Source organism: Falsihalocynthiibacter sp. CO-5D18 (genome assembly GCF_041205445.1).
In the GTDB taxonomy this organism is placed as follows: Bacteria; Pseudomonadota; Alphaproteobacteria; order Rhodobacterales; family Rhodobacteraceae; genus Falsihalocynthiibacter; species Falsihalocynthiibacter arcticus.
In genome coordinates, this window is sequence record NZ_JBGFCF010000007.1 from 124845 (window position 1) to 141029 (window position 16185).

The 16185-nt window shown below is 54.6% G+C and carries 19 protein-coding genes; 6 read left to right on the top strand and 13 right to left on the bottom strand.

The genetic code is table 11. The annotated features are described in order from the left end of the window. The first annotated feature begins 77 nt into the window (after window positions 1–77). The 5 genes from AB9F27_RS11210 to AB9F27_RS11230 all read left to right on the top strand — a co-directional run bounded on the left by AB9F27_RS11210 (window position 78) and on the right by AB9F27_RS11230 (window position 4005). Window positions 78–1151 carry an ABC transporter ATP-binding protein gene (locus AB9F27_RS11210; RefSeq protein ID WP_335586319.1) on the top strand — a complete coding sequence of 358 codons (1074 nt, stop codon included), beginning with the start codon at window positions 78–80 and terminating at the stop codon, window positions 1149–1151. 206 nt (window positions 1152–1357) lie between these two features. Beyond that, window positions 1358–1576, top strand: coding sequence for a twin-arginine translocase TatA/TatE family subunit (locus tag AB9F27_RS11215; protein WP_039000520.1), 219 nt, complete (start codon window positions 1358–1360; stop codon window positions 1574–1576). 35 nt (window positions 1577–1611) lie between these two features. After that, window positions 1612–2250, top strand: a complete 639-nt coding sequence (gene tatB, locus AB9F27_RS11220) for a Sec-independent protein translocase protein TatB (protein WP_335586315.1) — start codon at window positions 1612–1614, stop codon at window positions 2248–2250. Continuing rightward, window positions 2247–3173 carry a twin-arginine translocase subunit TatC gene (gene tatC / locus AB9F27_RS11225; protein WP_335586316.1) on the top strand — a complete coding sequence of 309 codons (927 nt, stop codon included), beginning with the start codon at window positions 2247–2249 and terminating at the stop codon, window positions 3171–3173. The genes tatB and tatC overlap by 4 nt, the downstream gene beginning before the upstream one ends. Next, a complete protein-coding gene (locus tag AB9F27_RS11230) occupies window positions 3166–4005 on the top strand; it encodes an ATP-binding protein (protein WP_335586317.1) in 840 nt (279 codons plus the stop codon). Before tatC ends, AB9F27_RS11230 begins: the two co-directional genes overlap by 8 nt. Before the next feature lie 72 nt (window positions 4006–4077). On the opposite strand, the gene AB9F27_RS11235 is transcribed toward AB9F27_RS11230, so the two are convergent. The 4 genes from AB9F27_RS11235 to AB9F27_RS11250 form a co-directional block, all read right to left on the bottom strand. After that, entirely contained in the window at window positions 4078–5289 is a 1212-nt protein-coding gene (locus AB9F27_RS11235; RefSeq protein ID WP_335586318.1) for a LysM peptidoglycan-binding domain-containing M23 family metallopeptidase, read from the bottom strand. A 78-nt stretch (window positions 5290–5367) separates the two neighbouring features. Beyond that, window positions 5368–6009: a protein-L-isoaspartate(D-aspartate) O-methyltransferase gene (locus AB9F27_RS11240; RefSeq protein ID WP_039000516.1), complete on the bottom strand. Its 642-nt coding sequence runs from the start codon at window positions 6007–6009 to the stop codon at window positions 5368–5370. Continuing rightward, window positions 6006–6794 carry a 5'/3'-nucleotidase SurE gene (gene surE, locus AB9F27_RS11245; RefSeq protein ID WP_039000514.1) on the bottom strand — a complete coding sequence of 263 codons (789 nt, stop codon included), beginning with the start codon at window positions 6792–6794 and terminating at the stop codon, window positions 6006–6008. The genes AB9F27_RS11240 and surE overlap by 4 nt, the downstream gene beginning before the upstream one ends. Window positions 6795–6970: 176 nt before the next feature. Next, on the bottom strand, window positions 6971–7651 hold the full coding sequence (locus AB9F27_RS11250) for an SDR family NAD(P)-dependent oxidoreductase (RefSeq protein ID WP_369757730.1): 681 nt from the start codon (window positions 7649–7651) through the stop codon (window positions 6971–6973). A 106-nt stretch (window positions 7652–7757) separates the two neighbouring features. Between AB9F27_RS11250 and AB9F27_RS11255 the strand changes: the two genes are divergently transcribed. After that, window positions 7758–8354 carry a biotin transporter BioY gene (locus AB9F27_RS11255; RefSeq protein WP_335585518.1) on the top strand — a complete coding sequence of 199 codons (597 nt, stop codon included), beginning with the start codon at window positions 7758–7760 and terminating at the stop codon, window positions 8352–8354. Window positions 8355–8518: 164 nt separating this feature from the next. On the opposite strand, the gene AB9F27_RS11260 is transcribed toward AB9F27_RS11255, so the two are convergent. The 9 genes from AB9F27_RS11260 to alr all read right to left on the bottom strand — a co-directional run bounded on the left by AB9F27_RS11260 (window position 8519) and on the right by alr (window position 16123). After that, window positions 8519–8938, bottom strand: coding sequence for a DUF1284 domain-containing protein (locus AB9F27_RS11260; protein ID WP_335585517.1), 420 nt, complete (start codon window positions 8936–8938; stop codon window positions 8519–8521). Further along, window positions 8938–10404 carry an amidophosphoribosyltransferase gene (purF, locus tag AB9F27_RS11265; RefSeq protein ID WP_039000510.1) on the bottom strand — a complete coding sequence of 489 codons (1467 nt, stop codon included), beginning with the start codon at window positions 10402–10404 and terminating at the stop codon, window positions 8938–8940. Before purF ends, AB9F27_RS11260 begins: the two co-directional genes overlap by 1 nt. Before the next feature lie 210 nt (window positions 10405–10614). Continuing rightward, window positions 10615–11223, bottom strand: coding sequence for a CvpA family protein (locus AB9F27_RS11270; protein WP_335585516.1), 609 nt, complete (start codon window positions 11221–11223; stop codon window positions 10615–10617). Between the two features lie 18 nt (window positions 11224–11241). Then, window positions 11242–12606, bottom strand: a complete 1365-nt coding sequence (radA, locus tag AB9F27_RS11275; RefSeq protein ID WP_335585515.1) for a DNA repair protein RadA — start codon at window positions 12604–12606, stop codon at window positions 11242–11244. 13 nt (window positions 12607–12619) lie between these two features. Further along, window positions 12620–13066, bottom strand: a complete 447-nt coding sequence (locus AB9F27_RS11280) for a paraquat-inducible protein A (protein ID WP_335585514.1) — start codon at window positions 13064–13066, stop codon at window positions 12620–12622. Between the two features lie 47 nt (window positions 13067–13113). Then, window positions 13114–13443 carry a hypothetical protein gene (locus AB9F27_RS11285; RefSeq protein ID WP_335585513.1) on the bottom strand — a complete coding sequence of 110 codons (330 nt, stop codon included), beginning with the start codon at window positions 13441–13443 and terminating at the stop codon, window positions 13114–13116. 99 nt (window positions 13444–13542) lie between these two features. Continuing rightward, on the bottom strand, window positions 13543–14289 hold the full coding sequence (locus tag AB9F27_RS11290) for an ATP-binding cassette domain-containing protein (protein ID WP_335585512.1): 747 nt from the start codon (window positions 14287–14289) through the stop codon (window positions 13543–13545). Further along, window positions 14286–15077, bottom strand: coding sequence for an ABC transporter permease (locus AB9F27_RS11295; protein ID WP_335585511.1), 792 nt, complete (start codon window positions 15075–15077; stop codon window positions 14286–14288). Before AB9F27_RS11295 ends, AB9F27_RS11290 begins: the two co-directional genes overlap by 4 nt. Then, window positions 15074–16123, bottom strand: a complete 1050-nt coding sequence (gene alr / locus AB9F27_RS11300; protein ID WP_335585510.1) for an alanine racemase — start codon at window positions 16121–16123, stop codon at window positions 15074–15076. The genes AB9F27_RS11295 and alr overlap by 4 nt, the downstream gene beginning before the upstream one ends. Between the last annotated feature and the right edge of the window lie 62 nt (window positions 16124–16185).

Below are 16185 nucleotides of genomic sequence, written 5' to 3' on the forward strand. Positions count from 1 at the left end.
CATAGAATTGGTCTTCTCGACCGTTTCTTTCAGGTTAAGGCCGCTCAGTGACGCAACTATCGCCCTCCAAAATCGAAATGGAAACACCACGCCTTGAAATTCGCCGGATTTCGCGGGCGTTTAGCGGTCGTAATGTGGTTGATGATGTGTCGCTCAGGGTGATGCCGGGGCAGGTGACTTGCCTGCTTGGTCCATCAGGATGCGGAAAATCAACCACCCTTCGGATTATTGCTGGCGTCGAAATGCAGGACCGAGGCGAGATTTACGTCGATGGCAACCTCGTGTGTGATACGATTTATCGTGTGCCGCCAGAAGGGCGTTCTATTGGCCTGATGTTTCAGGATTTCGCGCTGTTTCCGCATTTAACCGTCGCCAAAAACGTAGCCTTTGGCCTAACGGGAACCCGCGACGAAAACATGGCGCGGGTTGAGGAACTTTTGACGCGGGTGGGGTTAGGGCACTTTGCTCAAAGTTATCCCCATGAGCTTTCGGGCGGCGAGCAACAGCGGATTGCCCTTGCACGTGCCCTTGCACCACGCCCGTCGATTATGCTGATGGATGAGCCGTTTTCAGGCCTTGATAACCGATTGCGCGACGACATTCGCGACGAAACACTCGCGGTCCTCAAGGATGAAGGCACCGCCGTTTTGCTGGTCACGCATGAACCCGACGAGGCCATGCGTATGGCCGACGAAATCGCCCTGATGCGCGATGGCCGGATTGTACAACAGGGTGCGCCCTATAACCTTTATAACAGCCCCTTTGATCTGGAAGCGGCGAAGTTCTTTAGTGATATCAATGTGATCCGTGGCGAAGTTCAAGGCGCCTTGTGCGACACACCCTTCGGTCAATTCCTCGCTCCCGGAAAGCCCAATGGGACCGTGTTAAATATCGCAATTCGGCCACAACATCTGCGCATCGATTTTGATCGCGCGGGCCGTGGTCCAAACCCCACGACCGTTGATGGCTCCCCTGCACGCGGTATTGTGACCCGCGCGAGGTTTATGGGGCGAGAGAGTCTTGTGGAATTCAAAATGGACTATGATGATTCCATTTTGAGCGCGACTGTACCGTCCGTTTTCTTGCCAAAAGAGGGCACTCCCTTGTGGTTGATGATCCGTCGGGACCGTTGTTTCGTGTTCAACGCTTAAAAGTGATGGGCCTTGAAGTGCCCTCGAAATTGCCAATAGCTTCTATTTGGACGCAAATTGGTGTATTCTGCGACAACGCGCCCACCGAATAATCACAAAAACATGGCCTCTGCGTGCATTTGGGTATTTGAAACCGCGCGTTTAACCAATACATACAGTAGGGAAACTAGGAAGGTGAGCCGGTTGGCGCACCAAAGGAGTACAAAATGCTAAATAATATTGGCCCAATGGGTCTCGTTCTTATCGCCGTTGTTGTGTTGGTTCTCTTTGGCCGTGGTAAAATTTCGTCTTTGATGGGCGAAGTTGGCAAAGGCATCACCAGCTTCAAAAAAGGCATCAGCGAAGGCCAGAAAGAGCTTGCGGACTCAGTCGAAGAGCCACGTGATATCACACCTGAAACTGAGACAAAAAAAGACGAAGCCTGAATTAGTCAGAGCAAACGCGGTTAGGGTCGTTTCAGATGTTTGATATTGGTATGACCGAACTGTTGGTTGTGGGCGTTGTGGCGTTGATCGTCGTGGGCCCCAAGGACTTGCCCGGAATGTTTCGCACTGTGGGGCGGTTCACGGGCAAAGCGCGCGGTATGGCGAAGGAATTCCAACGCGCGATGAACGATGCTGCGGATGAGGCCGGTGTGGCCGATGTTGCAAAAGACCTCAAAAACGTGACGTCCAAGAAAAACCTTGGCTTGGACGCGCTTGAAGACGCGGCCAAAAAGTTTGAAGACTGGAATCCAAAGTCTAATAGCTCGGCCGCAGCCAAGCCGGGTGTGAAAACCGCAGAATTCACTCCAGAGCGCGCAGAGAAGGCCGAGAAAATTCACAAAGCGATGGCGAACAAAGCGACCGAGCGCCACGCTAAGGAAGCGGCGGAAGCTGCGAAGGCGGATGTTGCTGATCCCATTGTGAAGACCGCCACAAAAGCGCCTGCGAAAAAAGCGGCGGCCAAAAAGCCAGCAGCGACAAAGGCCACTCCAAAAACGGCCGCCAAAAAGACGCCGGTGAAAAAAGCGGCGGCACCAAAATCGACAACCAAAGCTCCTGCCGCCAAGAAAACAGCCGCTAAAAAAACCACTAAGAAAGCAGATCCTAAAACATGAGCGAAAACGTCGAAGACAGCTCCGCCCCGCTGATCGAACACCTCGCAGAGTTGCGCACGCGTTTGATTCGTTCTGCTGTCGCTTTCATTGTGGCGATGCTGTTTTGTTTTACCTTCGGCTCACAGCTTTTGGATTTCTTACTCAAGCCAATCGAAGAAACCATGCGCCAACTTGGCGATCCAAATCCCGCGATGCAGTACACGGCGCCACAGGAGTATTTCTTTACGCTTGTACGGCTTTCTATGGTGTTTGGGCTTGGGCTTTCCTTTCCAATCATCGGCACCCAACTGTGGCGTTTTGTGGCGCCCGGCCTTTATAAAAACGAGAAGAACGCGTTTCTTCCGTTTCTCTTGGCGTCGCCGATTATGTTCCTGCTTGGCGCCGGATTTGCACATTATGTGGTGACACCGATGGCGATGAAATTCTTCCTTGGCTTCGCGGATGCGACGTCCATTTTAGGGTCGGTGGTTCCGACGGATGGGGTCCCTATTCCGGTCGATCCCGACGCTGGAATCAAGATCAATTTCAATGGGAAAGTCAACGAAACCCTTGATATTACATTGAAAATGATCGTGGCTTTCGGGCTGTGCTTCCAACTTCCGGTCCTGCTGTCCCTTATGGGCAAAGCGGGCCTTGTGTCGAGCAAAGGCCTTGCTAGTGTGCGCAAATACGCCGTGGTGGGCATCCTCGTGCTCGCTGCCCTCGTGACGCCGCCCGACGTGATCACACAGGTCATTTTGTTTGTTGTGGTCTTTGGCCTTTATGAGGCTTCAATCTGGCTCGTGTATTGGATCGAAAAGCGGCGCGAAGCCAAGCTGAAGGCCGATGGGCTTTGGGATGAGGACATTCACGGCGACGGTAATTTTGGGGTCGATGATGAAGAGACTCCGCCAGAAGACGATGGGAAAGCGGCTGATGAGTGAAGTGCTTCTAACACGGATTGCTGAGGCGCTGGAACGCATGGAGCCAGCGCCGGTTGCCGCCCCAGATTTCTCAAAGGCCGATGCTTTTGTGTGGCACACAGAGCCAAATCGGTTTTCACCCGTCGCGAAGGTCAGCCGTGTGCAGCTTGATCTCTTGGTTGGCATCAATCGCTCGCGCGATACTTTGCTTGAGAATACGTTGCAATTTGCGCGCGGGTTGCCCGCCAATAATGCGCTCCTTTGGGGGGCGCGGGGCATGGGGAAATCCAGCCTTGTGAAGGCGATCCACGCCGAAGTTTTGCGCCAAGGGCACGACTTGAAAATCGTTGAAATTCAGCGCGAAGACCTGCCTTCGATTGGGCATCTCTTGGCCTTGATCCGTGATGCTGATGCGCGGTTTTTGATGTTTTGCGATGACTTGTCGTTCTCGCATGACGATCAACATTACAAATCTCTGAAGGCAGTTTTGGACGGGGGAATCGAAGGGCGGCCAGATAATGTTGTGTTCTATGCCACCTCCAATCGCCGCCACTTAATGCCGCGCGATATGATCGAAAATGAGCGCTCCTCCTCCATCAGCCCGTCAGAGGCGGTTGAGGAGAAAGTTTCCCTCTCAGATCGCTTCGGGCTGTGGCTTGGGTTCCATCCCTGCTCGCAAGACGAATATCTTGAAATGATCCGTGGCTATTGCCGCGCGCACGGGATTGAAATTGACGAAGAAACCCTCTGGGCGGAGGCCATTGAATGGCAAGCCACACGCGGAAGCCGTTCGGGGCGGGTTGCTTGGCAGTACTTCACTGATCTCGCGGGGCGACGCGGCATTTCGCTCTAGTTGCCGAAAAAATGATACAAAAAAACGCGGCTCCGAAGGGACGCCGCGTTTTTTGTTTTTAGCCTTCTGACCTTAGCTGACAAAAGGCGTAGGATCGACGCTGTCGAAACCTTGGCGAACCTCAAAATGCAGGAATGCAGGGTTGCCTGCCCGCATTTTAGCAATGTTTTGGCCGCGCGTGACGGTCTCGCCTTTTTGGACGGTTACCCCGTCAACATTTGCATAAACCGTCAAAAGCCCATCCGCGTGGCGAATAACAACGATGGTTACACCTTCGGTGTCCACGGTCACGGCAGCTACTTTTCCTGCCTCCGCCGCCTTAATCGGCGTGCCGACGGCGGCGGAAATATCGATCCCGTCGTTTTTACCTTTTTGGTATTCGCGGATGATTTTCCCGCTTACCGGCATTTGCAATCTCGTCGCCTTTTCGGACGCTGCGGTTTGCTGCGCGCCCATATCAGGTGAGGCAGGGGTGGGCACGACTGCTGCGGCAGCTAGGGGCGTTTCGGCGGGAAGCGCTACGGCGGCACTCGGTGGCAAGGGCGTTACTGAGCCTTGACCGGGTTGGGTTTCGACGGCTGAAACCGTAACGATCTCTTCTGCTTCGGCGTCCGGTAGCGGAATGAGCAAATATTGACCTTCGCGCACGGCAAGATCGCTGCCGAGGCCGTTCCATTCCGTCAGCGAGCGCACAGAAACATTATACAGGCGTGCCACGGAATAGGCAGTTTCCCCCCGTTCAACTTTGTGACGGACGGGTTCTGCTACCTTGGCGGTGGCGGGTTGAGCGGGCGTCGAGGCCGGTCTTATGGGCGTTCCTGCGCGGTCGATGGCGTCACCGGCCAAAGTGGTAATATCTATCGCGCCTGAGGTGATTGTTGACGAGGTGGCGGGTTCAGCAACCCGTTGTGGGAGCGCCAGAAGTTCGCCTGAGCGCATTTGAGTGCTCGGACTTACGCCATTGTACTTCGCCAATTCATTTTCATTCAAACCCAAACGTCTGGCAATATCGGCAACCGTTTCGCCCTTGCGCGCCAAAACCACTTGATAGCTCGGGTAGGAGACAACGCCGCGTGCATCCGGTTTTGGTGCAGGCTCCGTTGGACGGGTGGATTGGGATGTGGTCGTGAAGGAATTGCCGAAATTGCCACGCAAATCAGTGTCAAAGCCGTCGCTACAAGCGGTCACCGCAAATAGGGCGCTCGTTGCGAGTAGGGTGCGAGACGCGGTGCGCGCGCTGTGAAAAAAAGGCACCGAATAAGGGTGGGTGGGTAATCTCTGCATGGTTCGTCCTCAACTGCCTTTGCCCGTTTGGCGGGCTTATTTAATCTCTTATACACGAATTTAAACGGGTTTGCAGGCCTATTCTTCGTCGCCCAACCCTTCGAGCAGTGGAACAAAACGTACGCCGCGTAATTCCTCGTAATCAAAACCCGTTTCAGATCGTGTGACTTTGATCAAAGTTTGTACGGTGTCGGATTGCCCGACGGGAAGGACCATAATTCCACCGACGCGCAATTGTGCCAGCAGGGGCCCGGGAGCGTCCTCGGCGGCGGCCGTGAGAAGGATCCGATCAAACGGGGCGTGGTCTTCGAGGCCGCGGCTGCCGTCGGCGGTGAACGTTATAATGTTTCCGATGCCCATTTGCGCAAAGATATCTTCGGCCTCTCGCACCAAGCGACGGTGCCTATCGACGGTGTACACCCGCCTCGCCAATTGACTGAGAATAGCGGCCTGATAACCAGAACCCGTGCCAATTTCGAGAACTTTGTTACGCGGCTGGACGTTTAAGGCCTGCGTCATCAGGCCCACGATCGAGGGTTGGCTGATCGTTTGGCCACAGGCGATGGGGAGGGGCATATCCTCATAGGCGCGATTCGCGAAAACCCCGCGCACAAAGGGACCGCGATCAATGGTTTCCATGGCCGTCAGGACGCGTTTATCCGTGACGCCTTTTGAGCGCAGTGCATAAAGAAACTGCATTTTGCGCTCGGCTAAACTCATGTGTCGATAGCGTCTTTAAGGTCTTGCAGGACGTTATGGGCGGTCAAATCGGCGCGCATGGGGGTAACCGAAGTATAGCCCGCGAGATTGGCCGATGCATCGGTGCCTTCGCCCGTCTCGACTTGCTGATCGCCGCCTTTAATCCACAGGAATCGGCGGCCAGAAGGCGACAAATGCGGTTCTGCAGAGAAGCTCGTACCTTTGCGAAATCCCTGAACCGTTGTGCGAATGCCTTTGACGTCCGCTGCCGCGAAGGGCGGGAAATTAACGTTGTAAAACAGGCGGTAATCGGCGGTATCCTTAGGCGCGGCCTTGAGGATCGCGCGGATTGTGTCGGCGCCATGACTTGCGGCGGCCTCAAACGGATTCGCGAGTGTCGCGTTCGCGGAGCCAAAATATTGCGACAAAGCGATAGCAGGGATGCCTTGAAGCGCGGCTTCCATAGCGCCGCCAATTGTGCCCGAATAAAGGGTGTTTTCAGCCGCGTTATTGCCACGATTCACACCAGATAACACTAGGTCGGGCCAATTGTTGGGCATGACATCGTAGAGCGCGGCGAGGACACAGTCGGCGGGGCTGCCTTCGGTTGTGTAATTGCGTTCGCCCAGTTTCGCCATGGCCATAGGATTGGTGTAGGAAATCGAGTGGGCGACGCCGGATTGCTCGAAGGCGGGGGCGACGGACCAAACCTCGCCCTTGGGGCCTGCAAGCTCGGTTGCTATACCATGCAATACCCGCAACCCCGGGGCGTTAATACCATCGTCATTCGTGATTAAAATGCGCATTCAAAGGTTCCAGTCTTCTTGTTTATAGTCCTAGTGCAGGCAGGCACACAGGTAAAGAATGCACTAAGATGCGTTATGTTTTTCTAACTTTTTGCAAAAAATACGTGCATTTTTGACTCGCTTTGGGCGATTATGACCGCAAAATAACGAAGATTTTAGGGTTCGATGCTGTTTGGCTATTTTAAGAGGTCCATAACACGGGCGGCTTGCCCCTCCGCATCCATCAGTTTTGTGCGATCTTCACCAGGGAAAAAGCGTGCACGCAGGCTCGAAGGCATGGGTGCAGGTTGGTGAATGATGACTTTGGGGCCGGTTTTGACCGATTCTGCCTGCCAGCTGCGCACAAGGGCCATTTGCGCGGCTTTGCTTGCGCCGTAGCTGCCGAAAAAGCTTTTGCCAGCCATGTCGTCGTCAAGGAAAACCGCTTTGCCATCGGGCGCAACCGAAAGAAGTGGCGCGACATAGGTGATCAAACGCTGAGTCGCTGTCAAGTTGCAGGCGATGGATTTATCGAAATCTTTGGTGTCCACATGGCCGGCAGGGGCCAAGGGCGCGCCGTGAATGGCTGTGTGGACCCATGTATCAATGTGGCCCCAGCGCTCGAAAATCGAGAGGCAAAGATGTTGCATTGCCCCTTCGTTGGTTACGTCAAGTGGGGCCAATGTTGCCGCTCCGCCTTGAGCTTGAATACGATCATCCAACTCCTCCAAAGCGCCCGTCGTTCGAGCCACGGCCACAACATGGTGCGTTTTAGCGAGCGCCAAAGCCAGCGCAGCACCGATGCCACGGGACGCTCCGGTTACAAGAGCGATTTTTACGGGAGTGTCTGGGACGGGGTTTTGCGATATATCGGTCATGCTTTCATTTCTCACTTGCGTCTCTTTCATGCAAGGGGTTCCTTGACTTTTGCGGCATATTGCCCAAAAAGCGTACTTGAGAGCATGTATCCAAGGAGACCCCAACATGACATTAACCAAAGCCCTGATCGGTTCCAATTCCCTCGCAACCAAAGGGATGATGGTCCTGCTCGGTTCTGCATTCATCGCATTGGCGGCCCAAGTGTCCGTTCCAATGTTCCCCGTTCCGATGACAATGCAAACCCTTGCGATTATGATCGTTGGTTTGACTTTCGGCTCCCGTCTGGGCGCTGTAACGTTGCTTGCCTACCTCGCTGAAGGCGCTTCTGGTCTGCCCGTCTTCGCGCACGGCGCTTCAACCCTCGCATTTGTTGGACCAACCGCTGGCTTCCTCGCTGGCTTCGTTGCCATGGCATTCCTCGCAGGCCTGGCCGTCGAGAAGGGCATTGCTAAAGGTTTTGTTGGCACAGCTCTTACCGCCATCGTTCTTTCCGCGTTCATCTACATTCCAGGCGTAGCTTGGGCGATGTGGATTGGCGAAGTTGCGGGCCTTGACGCTGCTAAATGGGGTGCGGATAGCTTCGCTTCCATCTGGAAATGGTACATGTCGCCCTTCCTTATTGGTGACGCAGTGAAAGCGGTTATCGCGGCTCTTGTCGTGACGGGCGCATGGAAAGTTTTAGACGCACCTAAAGCGAAATAAACACTCCAAAATTAATACCTTGAAGCGCCGCCTCGGTCCCCGAGCGCGGCGTTTTTCGTTGCACTCTCATCGTGCCTGCCGAGCATCGCGAGGCTACGCCCAACAGGAGTAACCCCCGCAGGGGGGGTGATCTTGGCGGGAGCATTTCCTTTTTCTTCTGGAGCTTATGGGGTCTCGTGAAGCGCCGCGAGGGCGGCCTCGCACATACCGTATTCAAGCCACTGACAGCCGGCGCACACCTGCTTCAAGCTACCCACGGGGACGTGTTTTTTAATCCGTGCCTTGGCTTCGCCCCACGTCAAAACCTCATTGGCCGACAATTGAAGCGCGGCAGCGTGGCTGCGATCCAACGCCTTGATCTTGGGTTGATTGCTGCACAGACGGCCGCGGCGTTTGGGGCAGGGGCCGCAGATATCATCGGTCATCCCTACGGTCTGAATCTGCCGCTCATCGCCGCCCTCTGCGCGCAATTGTTCCACAACAATGGCGTGCATGTTTTCGGTAAAGCTCTCGGAATAGCCTTTGCCCTGAAATCCTAGCGCGCACAAAAAGTGGTGCGGGCGGAATTTCAGGGGGGCATTCATTATTCAGCAGCAGTTTTTAGTGTAAATCCTTTGGCCATCATATCGGTCGGGCGCACGGGATATTCGCCCGAGAAACAGGCGTCGCAATATTTGGGGGCTTTGGCATCACGGCCCTCGGGAACGCCCGCTGCACGATAAAGTCCATCGAGTGTGACAAACTTGAGGCTGTCAACGCCAAGGTGCACGCGCATCTCTTCTTCGTTCATATTCGCGGCCAGAAGCTTGTCGCGCTCAGGGGTGTCTACCCCATAAAAACAAGGCCACATTGTGGGCGGTGAGGCGATACGGAAGTGAACCTCCGCAGCTCCAGCATCCAAAATCATTTGTTTTATCTTGCGGCTAGTCGTACCCCGAACAACCGAGTCATCCACCAAGATCACCCGTTTGCCCTTAATGAGCGCGCGGTTGACGTTGAGTTTGAGGCGCACACCCATGTTGCGGATTTGCTCGCTGGGCTCAATAAACGTGCGCCCCATGTATTGGTTACGGATGATGCCCATAGCATAGGGAATACCGCTTTCTTTTGAGTATCCAATCGCCGCAGGGGTGCCTGAATCGGGCACAGGGCACACAAGATCTGCGTCAACAGGCGCTTCACGGGCCAGTTCTACACCGATCTGGTGGCGCGTTTCATAGACCGAACGGCCGCCCAGAATGGAATCGGGACGGCTAAAGTAAACATGTTCGAAAATACAGAACCGTGAGGGTTTTTTCTCAAACGGGTGATAGCTTTCAACACCGTCCTCGGTGATGACAACCATCTCGCCGGGCTCAATCTCGCGAATGAAATCAGCGCCAACAATGTCGAGCGCACAGGTTTCGGAACTCAGCGCCCAGCCGTCGCCCAACTTACCCAAAACCAGCGGGCGCACACCAAGTGGGTCGCGCACACCGATTAATTTGGTGCGTGTCATTGCCACAACGGAAAACGCGCCCTCGACTGATCGGAGCGCGTCTTTCATACGTTCGGGAATGTTGCGTTGCATCGAACGCGCCATCAGATGGATGATACATTCGGAATCAGACGAACTCTGGAAAATCGAGCCGCGTTCAATCAAATCGCGTCTTAGGGCATCTGCATTGGTGATATTACCGTTATGCGCAATCGCTGCTCCGCCCATGGAAAACTCACCAAAGAAGGGCTGTACGTCGCGGATGGCCGTGGCCCCCTTGGAGCCCGAAGTGGAGTAGCGCACATGGCCAATTCCGATGGGCCCGGGCAGGGTTTGCATCACAGAATGAGAGGTGAAATTGTCGCGAACATAGCCAAATCGACGGGCGGAGTTAAATCCGTGTTCGTGATCGTGGACTACAATGCCACCGGCTTCTTGACCGCGATGTTGTAGAGCGTGCAAGCCGAGTGCAACGAAATTAGCCGCATCGGCAACGCCGACGACGCCAAAAATTCCGCATTCTTCTTTTAGCTTGTCGTCATCGAACGGGTGGCTGGGGGGCATATCGCGCATTGGCAGGTGGCTCCGATTCCATAGCTTTGGTTCTTCGACCCCCTCTTACGGGAGCCAAGCGGGGATGTCATCCGTCGGATGATAGGAAATTGTCATATTTTTGATAAAGAGCGTGGCTTTTGTCGCTTTGCCGTTGATTGGGCGAAGAAATGTAAAAAGGCCGCCCCAAAAGGAGCGACCTTGATGTCAAAGGTTGCCTGAAAAACAGGCCTATTCGGCGGGAACCACTTCTGCAGGAGCCGCTTCAGCAGGTACGATATCTGCTGGCGCTTCGCAAAGTGCGAGGTAGGAATTGACGCGCGCCTGCAACCAGCCCGGAACATCGTCTGGTACATTTTCGCCAACTTGGCCCACAAGGGAGCTAAAAATCACAGCACTGCGGCTGTTGTCGACGACTTCAAACGTTTGATCCGTAACCGCCCAGTCGTAAATAAAGAGCGACACCACAACCAGCAGAACACCGCGCGCCGCGCCAAAGAGAAAACCGATACCTTGGTCAAGCCCGCCCAAAATGCTGCGTTGGACCATACTCGAAAACAGCGGGGTGAAAATCGCCATAACGACCAAACCAACCACAAGCACGATGACAAAAGCCACCATCAGCGACAATTCACATTGTCCGCCAATCATGTCTTTCAGGATGGGAATTTCGCGCACCAAAGGCTCGACCTTAGGGGCGAAAATATAGGCCACGATTGCCGCAACCACCCAACTGGCAATCGAAAGCGTTTCGCGAACAAAACCACGGGAATACGCCAATACCGCCGAGAGGATAATCACAATGGCTACGACGCCGTCTACTATGGTAAAACCTTCCATATCTTCTCCTGTTGGGGGTTAAGAGTCCCCGAATACGTCTTTTACGAAAGTGGTAAGATCGGACACTGTGCTGATCTTCATTCCCGTCTGATCTAGTTTTTTCCCACCCGAAGGCATGATAGCTGAGCTAAAACCAAGTTTCTGCGCTTCTTTCAACCTGTTTTCCGTTTGTCCAACGGGTCTAAGTGCCCCTGATAAGCTAATTTCGCCAAAAACCACAGTGTCAGAGGGCAAAGAATGATCTTCGCGCGCAGAAAGTAGCGCCGCCGCAACAGCCAAGTCGGCCGCAGGTTCGGACACACGCAGCCCGCCGGCGACGTTTAGGTACACATCGAGCCCCGTAAATGGCACGCCGCAACGTGATTCTAGGACGGCCAAAATCATCGCCAAACGGCTCCCATCCCAACCCACAACCGTGCGGCGGGCTTGGGAATGAGGCGAGGGGGCGACGAGGGCTTGCAGCTCAACGAGCATCGGGCGGGTGCCTTCGATGCCGGAAAAAACCACAGAACCCGGTGCGGGGTTTTCGCGATCGCCCATAAACAGTGCCGAGGGATTTTTTACTTCGGCGAGGCCTTTGCCCGTCATTTCAAAGACGCCGATTTCGTCCGTCGGGCCATAGCGGTTTTTCACGGCGCGCAGAATGCGGAATTGATGGCCGCGTTCGCCCTCAAAGTACAAAACCGTGTCGACCATGTGTTCAACCACGCGGGGGCCAGCGATTTGGCCGTCCTTGGTGACATGCCCCACAAGAATTACCGCCATGCCTTTGCGTTTGGCAAAGGTCGTCAACTCATGGCAGGCGGCGCGCACTTGGCTTACAGATCCGGGCGCGGAATCGACATTGTCGGACCACATGGTTTGAATGGAATCGATGATCGCGAGGTCGGGTTTTTCGATCTCAAGCGTCGTAAGAATATCGCGTAAATTGGTCTCAGCGGCGAGCTTGACTGGCGCCTCTTGGATGCCTAACCGTCTCGCGCGCATCCGGACTTGGGCGCTGGCTTCTTCGCCCGAAACATAGATGGTTTTTAAACCGGCACGGGCAAAACTCGCGGCGGCTTGCAACAAGAGGGTCGACTTACCGATACCCGGATCGCCGCCCACCAGAACCGCGCTTGACGGTACTAATCCTCCGCCCAACACACGGTTTAACTCGCCGGATCCTGAACGGGTGCGCTTTGGGGGATCTTCTTCGGTCGCAAGATCAAACAAGGCAATGGGGCTGCCACGTTTTGCGCCAAGGGATTTGCTGGGCGGACCAGAAGAAAAGGGTATTTCCTCAGAAATCGTGTTCCATTCCCCGCAGGAATCGCATTTTCCCGACCACTTGGTATAAGTAGAGGCGCAGGTTTTACAGACGAAGTTTTTGGTTTTTGCCATAAGGGGTTATTGCCTAAGCCGCGCGCTTTTCCAAGCTCTCAGTTGCAAAAGAAATCGCAAAACTCGCTAGAACGCATCCGGTGAAGGCATAGAGGCCCCAGCCTGTCTCGACCCGCCCAACTCCGATGCCTTTGACCACCACAATATAGAGCGCGAGCAGGAAAACATCAGCCATCGCCAATTTCCCAAGAACGCGCAACGCGGGGAGGACGCGCCGATCCAAAAGATCAAACTGCACAAGCGCCAGTCCGACGGTTTTGAGGTAGGGGGCCAAAAGCGCGAGGACCGTCACCAAAACGGCGAGAAATATATCTGTTTTCCACAGGCTTTGCAGCCCCGAAACGACTGATATTTCCGACAATCTGAACAGTGGAAGCAAGCCCGCTCGCAAAAGCGGAGCAAACCACGCGATTGGAAAGGCAATAAGCAACAAAAGGTTGGCAATACGCAGAAATTTCATACGCGTAGAGGTCGCAGTTTACCGCAGGCATTTCAAGAGGTGCTCTGCTAAATCGAGAATTCGTGCTCGTCTGACGGACGTTTATGCGATGAAGCGTAACGACGGGTGGAATTGTTGCGCCGATTGCAAAACGCCACGGTCGCAATCCAGAAAACCACAGGGGTGGTGGCAACAGCAAAGGCTTCAATAGGGAGGGACGTCGCCAGAAAAATATCTCGACCAATATACACCGTCACATAGGCACCCCATGCGACGTTAATAATATATACGGCCCAGTGATCGCTACGGGAATGCAAAACGCGGCGCGCTGCAAAATAGGTCACAATCGCGGGAGCAGCGACAAAAAACAGCCTGAGATAAAGTTCGGTGATCGTCATTTTTAAGGCCTCCGTTCTAGACTCTAACCCAGTCTGAATTTGGCTAATCTTCCCTAACAAATGGTTAAGGGTCTAGATAAATTTTGAAATTTATTGGAGCTATCGAACAGATTCGATAGGGCCATATGCGCTGCCGCTGATAAATTGGGTGAGATAAGGATCGTCGCTTTGATCCATTTGCGCGACCGGACCTGTCCATTGAATAACGCCATTATGCAGCATGGCAACTTTGTCGGCAATGGCGCGGACGCTGGACATATCGTGGGTGATTGTGATCGCGGTTGCCCCCATTTCGACAACGATTTCACGTATCAACTCGTTGATAACACCAGACATAATTGGATCAAGACCCGTCGTGGGTTCGTCAAAGAAGATAATCTCGGGTTCGGCGGCAATTGCACGCGCCAAGCCCACACGTTTTTGCATGCCACCCGAAAGTTCGGAGGGAAAAAGATCGGCCACATCGGGGGACAGGCCTACACGACGCAGTTTTTCGATGGCAATTTCGCGGGCTTCGGCTTTTGGCCGCTTTAGGCCGCCGCGCAAAAGGCGAAACGCCACATTCTGCCAAATCGGCATAGAATCAAAGAGCGCGCCGCCCTGAAACAACATGCCAAAACGCGCAAGGAAAGCATCCCGCTCTGCGGTTTCGACGTTTTGCCCGTCCACGATGATCTCACCAGAATCTGGGGTGACAAGCCCAAGGATGCATTTGATGCATATGGATTTTCCCGTTCCAGAACCACCAATAATGACCATGCTTTCACCGCGCGGGACCTGCAGGTCGACACCGCGCAATACTTGGTTGGAATCAAAGGTTTTATAAATTTTTGAGAGCGTAATCATATGGTGAAAAACACGCTTGTTAGGAGGAAGTTTGCCGCCAAGATTAGCACGGCTGCGGCTTCGACGGCACCTTTGGTTGCGCGACCAACCCCTTGAGCCCCGCGACCGGAATTCATGCCATAGTAGCATCCCATTAAAGCGGAAATGACTCCGAAAGCCGCACCTTTGACGAGGGAAGAAATGATGTCCAGTGGCTCAAGAAAATTCACCGTATTGTGGAGGTAGGCGGCGGAATTGAACCCCAAACTGCCAGTTCCGATCAGGTACCCCCCGAAGATGCCGATGATATCGCCCACCGCCACAAGCAACGGAACGGTTATCAACGCTGCAACCACCCGAGGTACAACAAGGTACTTAATCGGGTGCGTTGAGAGCGTCACGAGGGCGTCTATTTGTTCGGTCACGCGCATGGTGGCGATCTCGGCGGCGATTGAGGAGGTCACGCGCGCGGCAATCATAAGGCCGACCAAAACGGGGCCTAGTTCGCGCACCATGCCGATGGCGACAATTTGCGGAACGACGGCTTCGGCCGAAAACCGTGCGCCGCCCGCATAGATTTGCAACGCCAAAGCCCCGCCCGTGAAAATCGCAGTCAATCCAACGACGGGAAGGCTTAAATATCCAATATTCAGAAGGGATTGCAGGAGTTCTTTAACGTAAAATGGCTGGCGAAATGTATGCCCCGCAACTTGGGATGCAAAAATCGACACTCGTCCAATGGACGCCGTGAAGCCCATGACCGCGCGCCCCAAGGCCGCCAGAGGCGAAGCCATCGCGCGCAGAATCATGAAAGAACTTCGCCATAGCGCCGCGCGTGGCGAGAGCCAAGGGAGGTCAGGATTTCATAGCCAATGGTTCCGGCGGAAAGCGCTAAGTCGTCAACGCCTTGGTGTCTGCACAGGATGTCGAGTTGATCGGGGTGTTCGGTTAAATGGGTGACGTCGACCGTGATCAAATCCATCGAAACGCGGCCTACCAGCGGGCAGGGAATATCGCCAAACCAGAGGGTCGCATTGTTACTAAGGGCGCGGGGCAATCCATCGGCGTAGCCCGAGGATAGCGTGGCAATCCTGCTGGGAACTTCGGCCTGCCAAGTACATCCATAGCCCACGGTTTCACCCACGTCCAAATCCCGCGTTTGAATCACGGGCAACGACAGGCTAACCACGGGGCTGGCGGCATCAAAAGGCGCGCCGCCATAGAGGCCAATACCGGGGCGCACCAAATCAAAGTGGTACTCGGACGATAGGAAAATACCGCCTGTGGCCGACAAGGAAAGCGGCGCCTGCACACCTTCTGTCATGGCGCGAAAGTTTTGCAATTGTGCATCGTTCGCCGAGTGATTTGGTTCGTCGGCGCAGGCCAAATGGCTCATAACAAGGGTCGGGGATCGCTCTAATGCAATGTCGCGCACAGCGTGCCATTCGGCGGCTTCCATGCCCAGACGGCTCATGCCCGTATCAAGTTGGATACCGAACGGCGCACCGGGCAGGGCTTCGAAATGGCGGGTCAACTGGGCCACAGAATTAAGCATCGGTGTCAGTTGCATGTCGTGAATCATATCTGTAGCGCCGGCCATATGTCCGGAAAACAAGTTTATTTTTGGATTGGGACCAACGGCTTGCCGCACTTGGGCGCCCTCGTTGGCCGTCGCCACGAAAAAGGTGCGGGCGCCGGCATGGAGAAGAGCTTTGGCGACGCGCTCCGCCCCGCAGCCGTATCCGTCAGCTTTCACCACCGCCGCCGTTTCAACCGAAGCTTCAGTGAGGGCATCGAGAACGCGCCAGTTATCTACCAGCGCGTTGAGATCAATTTTGAGTTTACCTGTCGACATGGAGATCGTTCTGACGATTGGCGCACGGGCTGGCAAGGGGAAATCGAAAGGCGAGACAATGG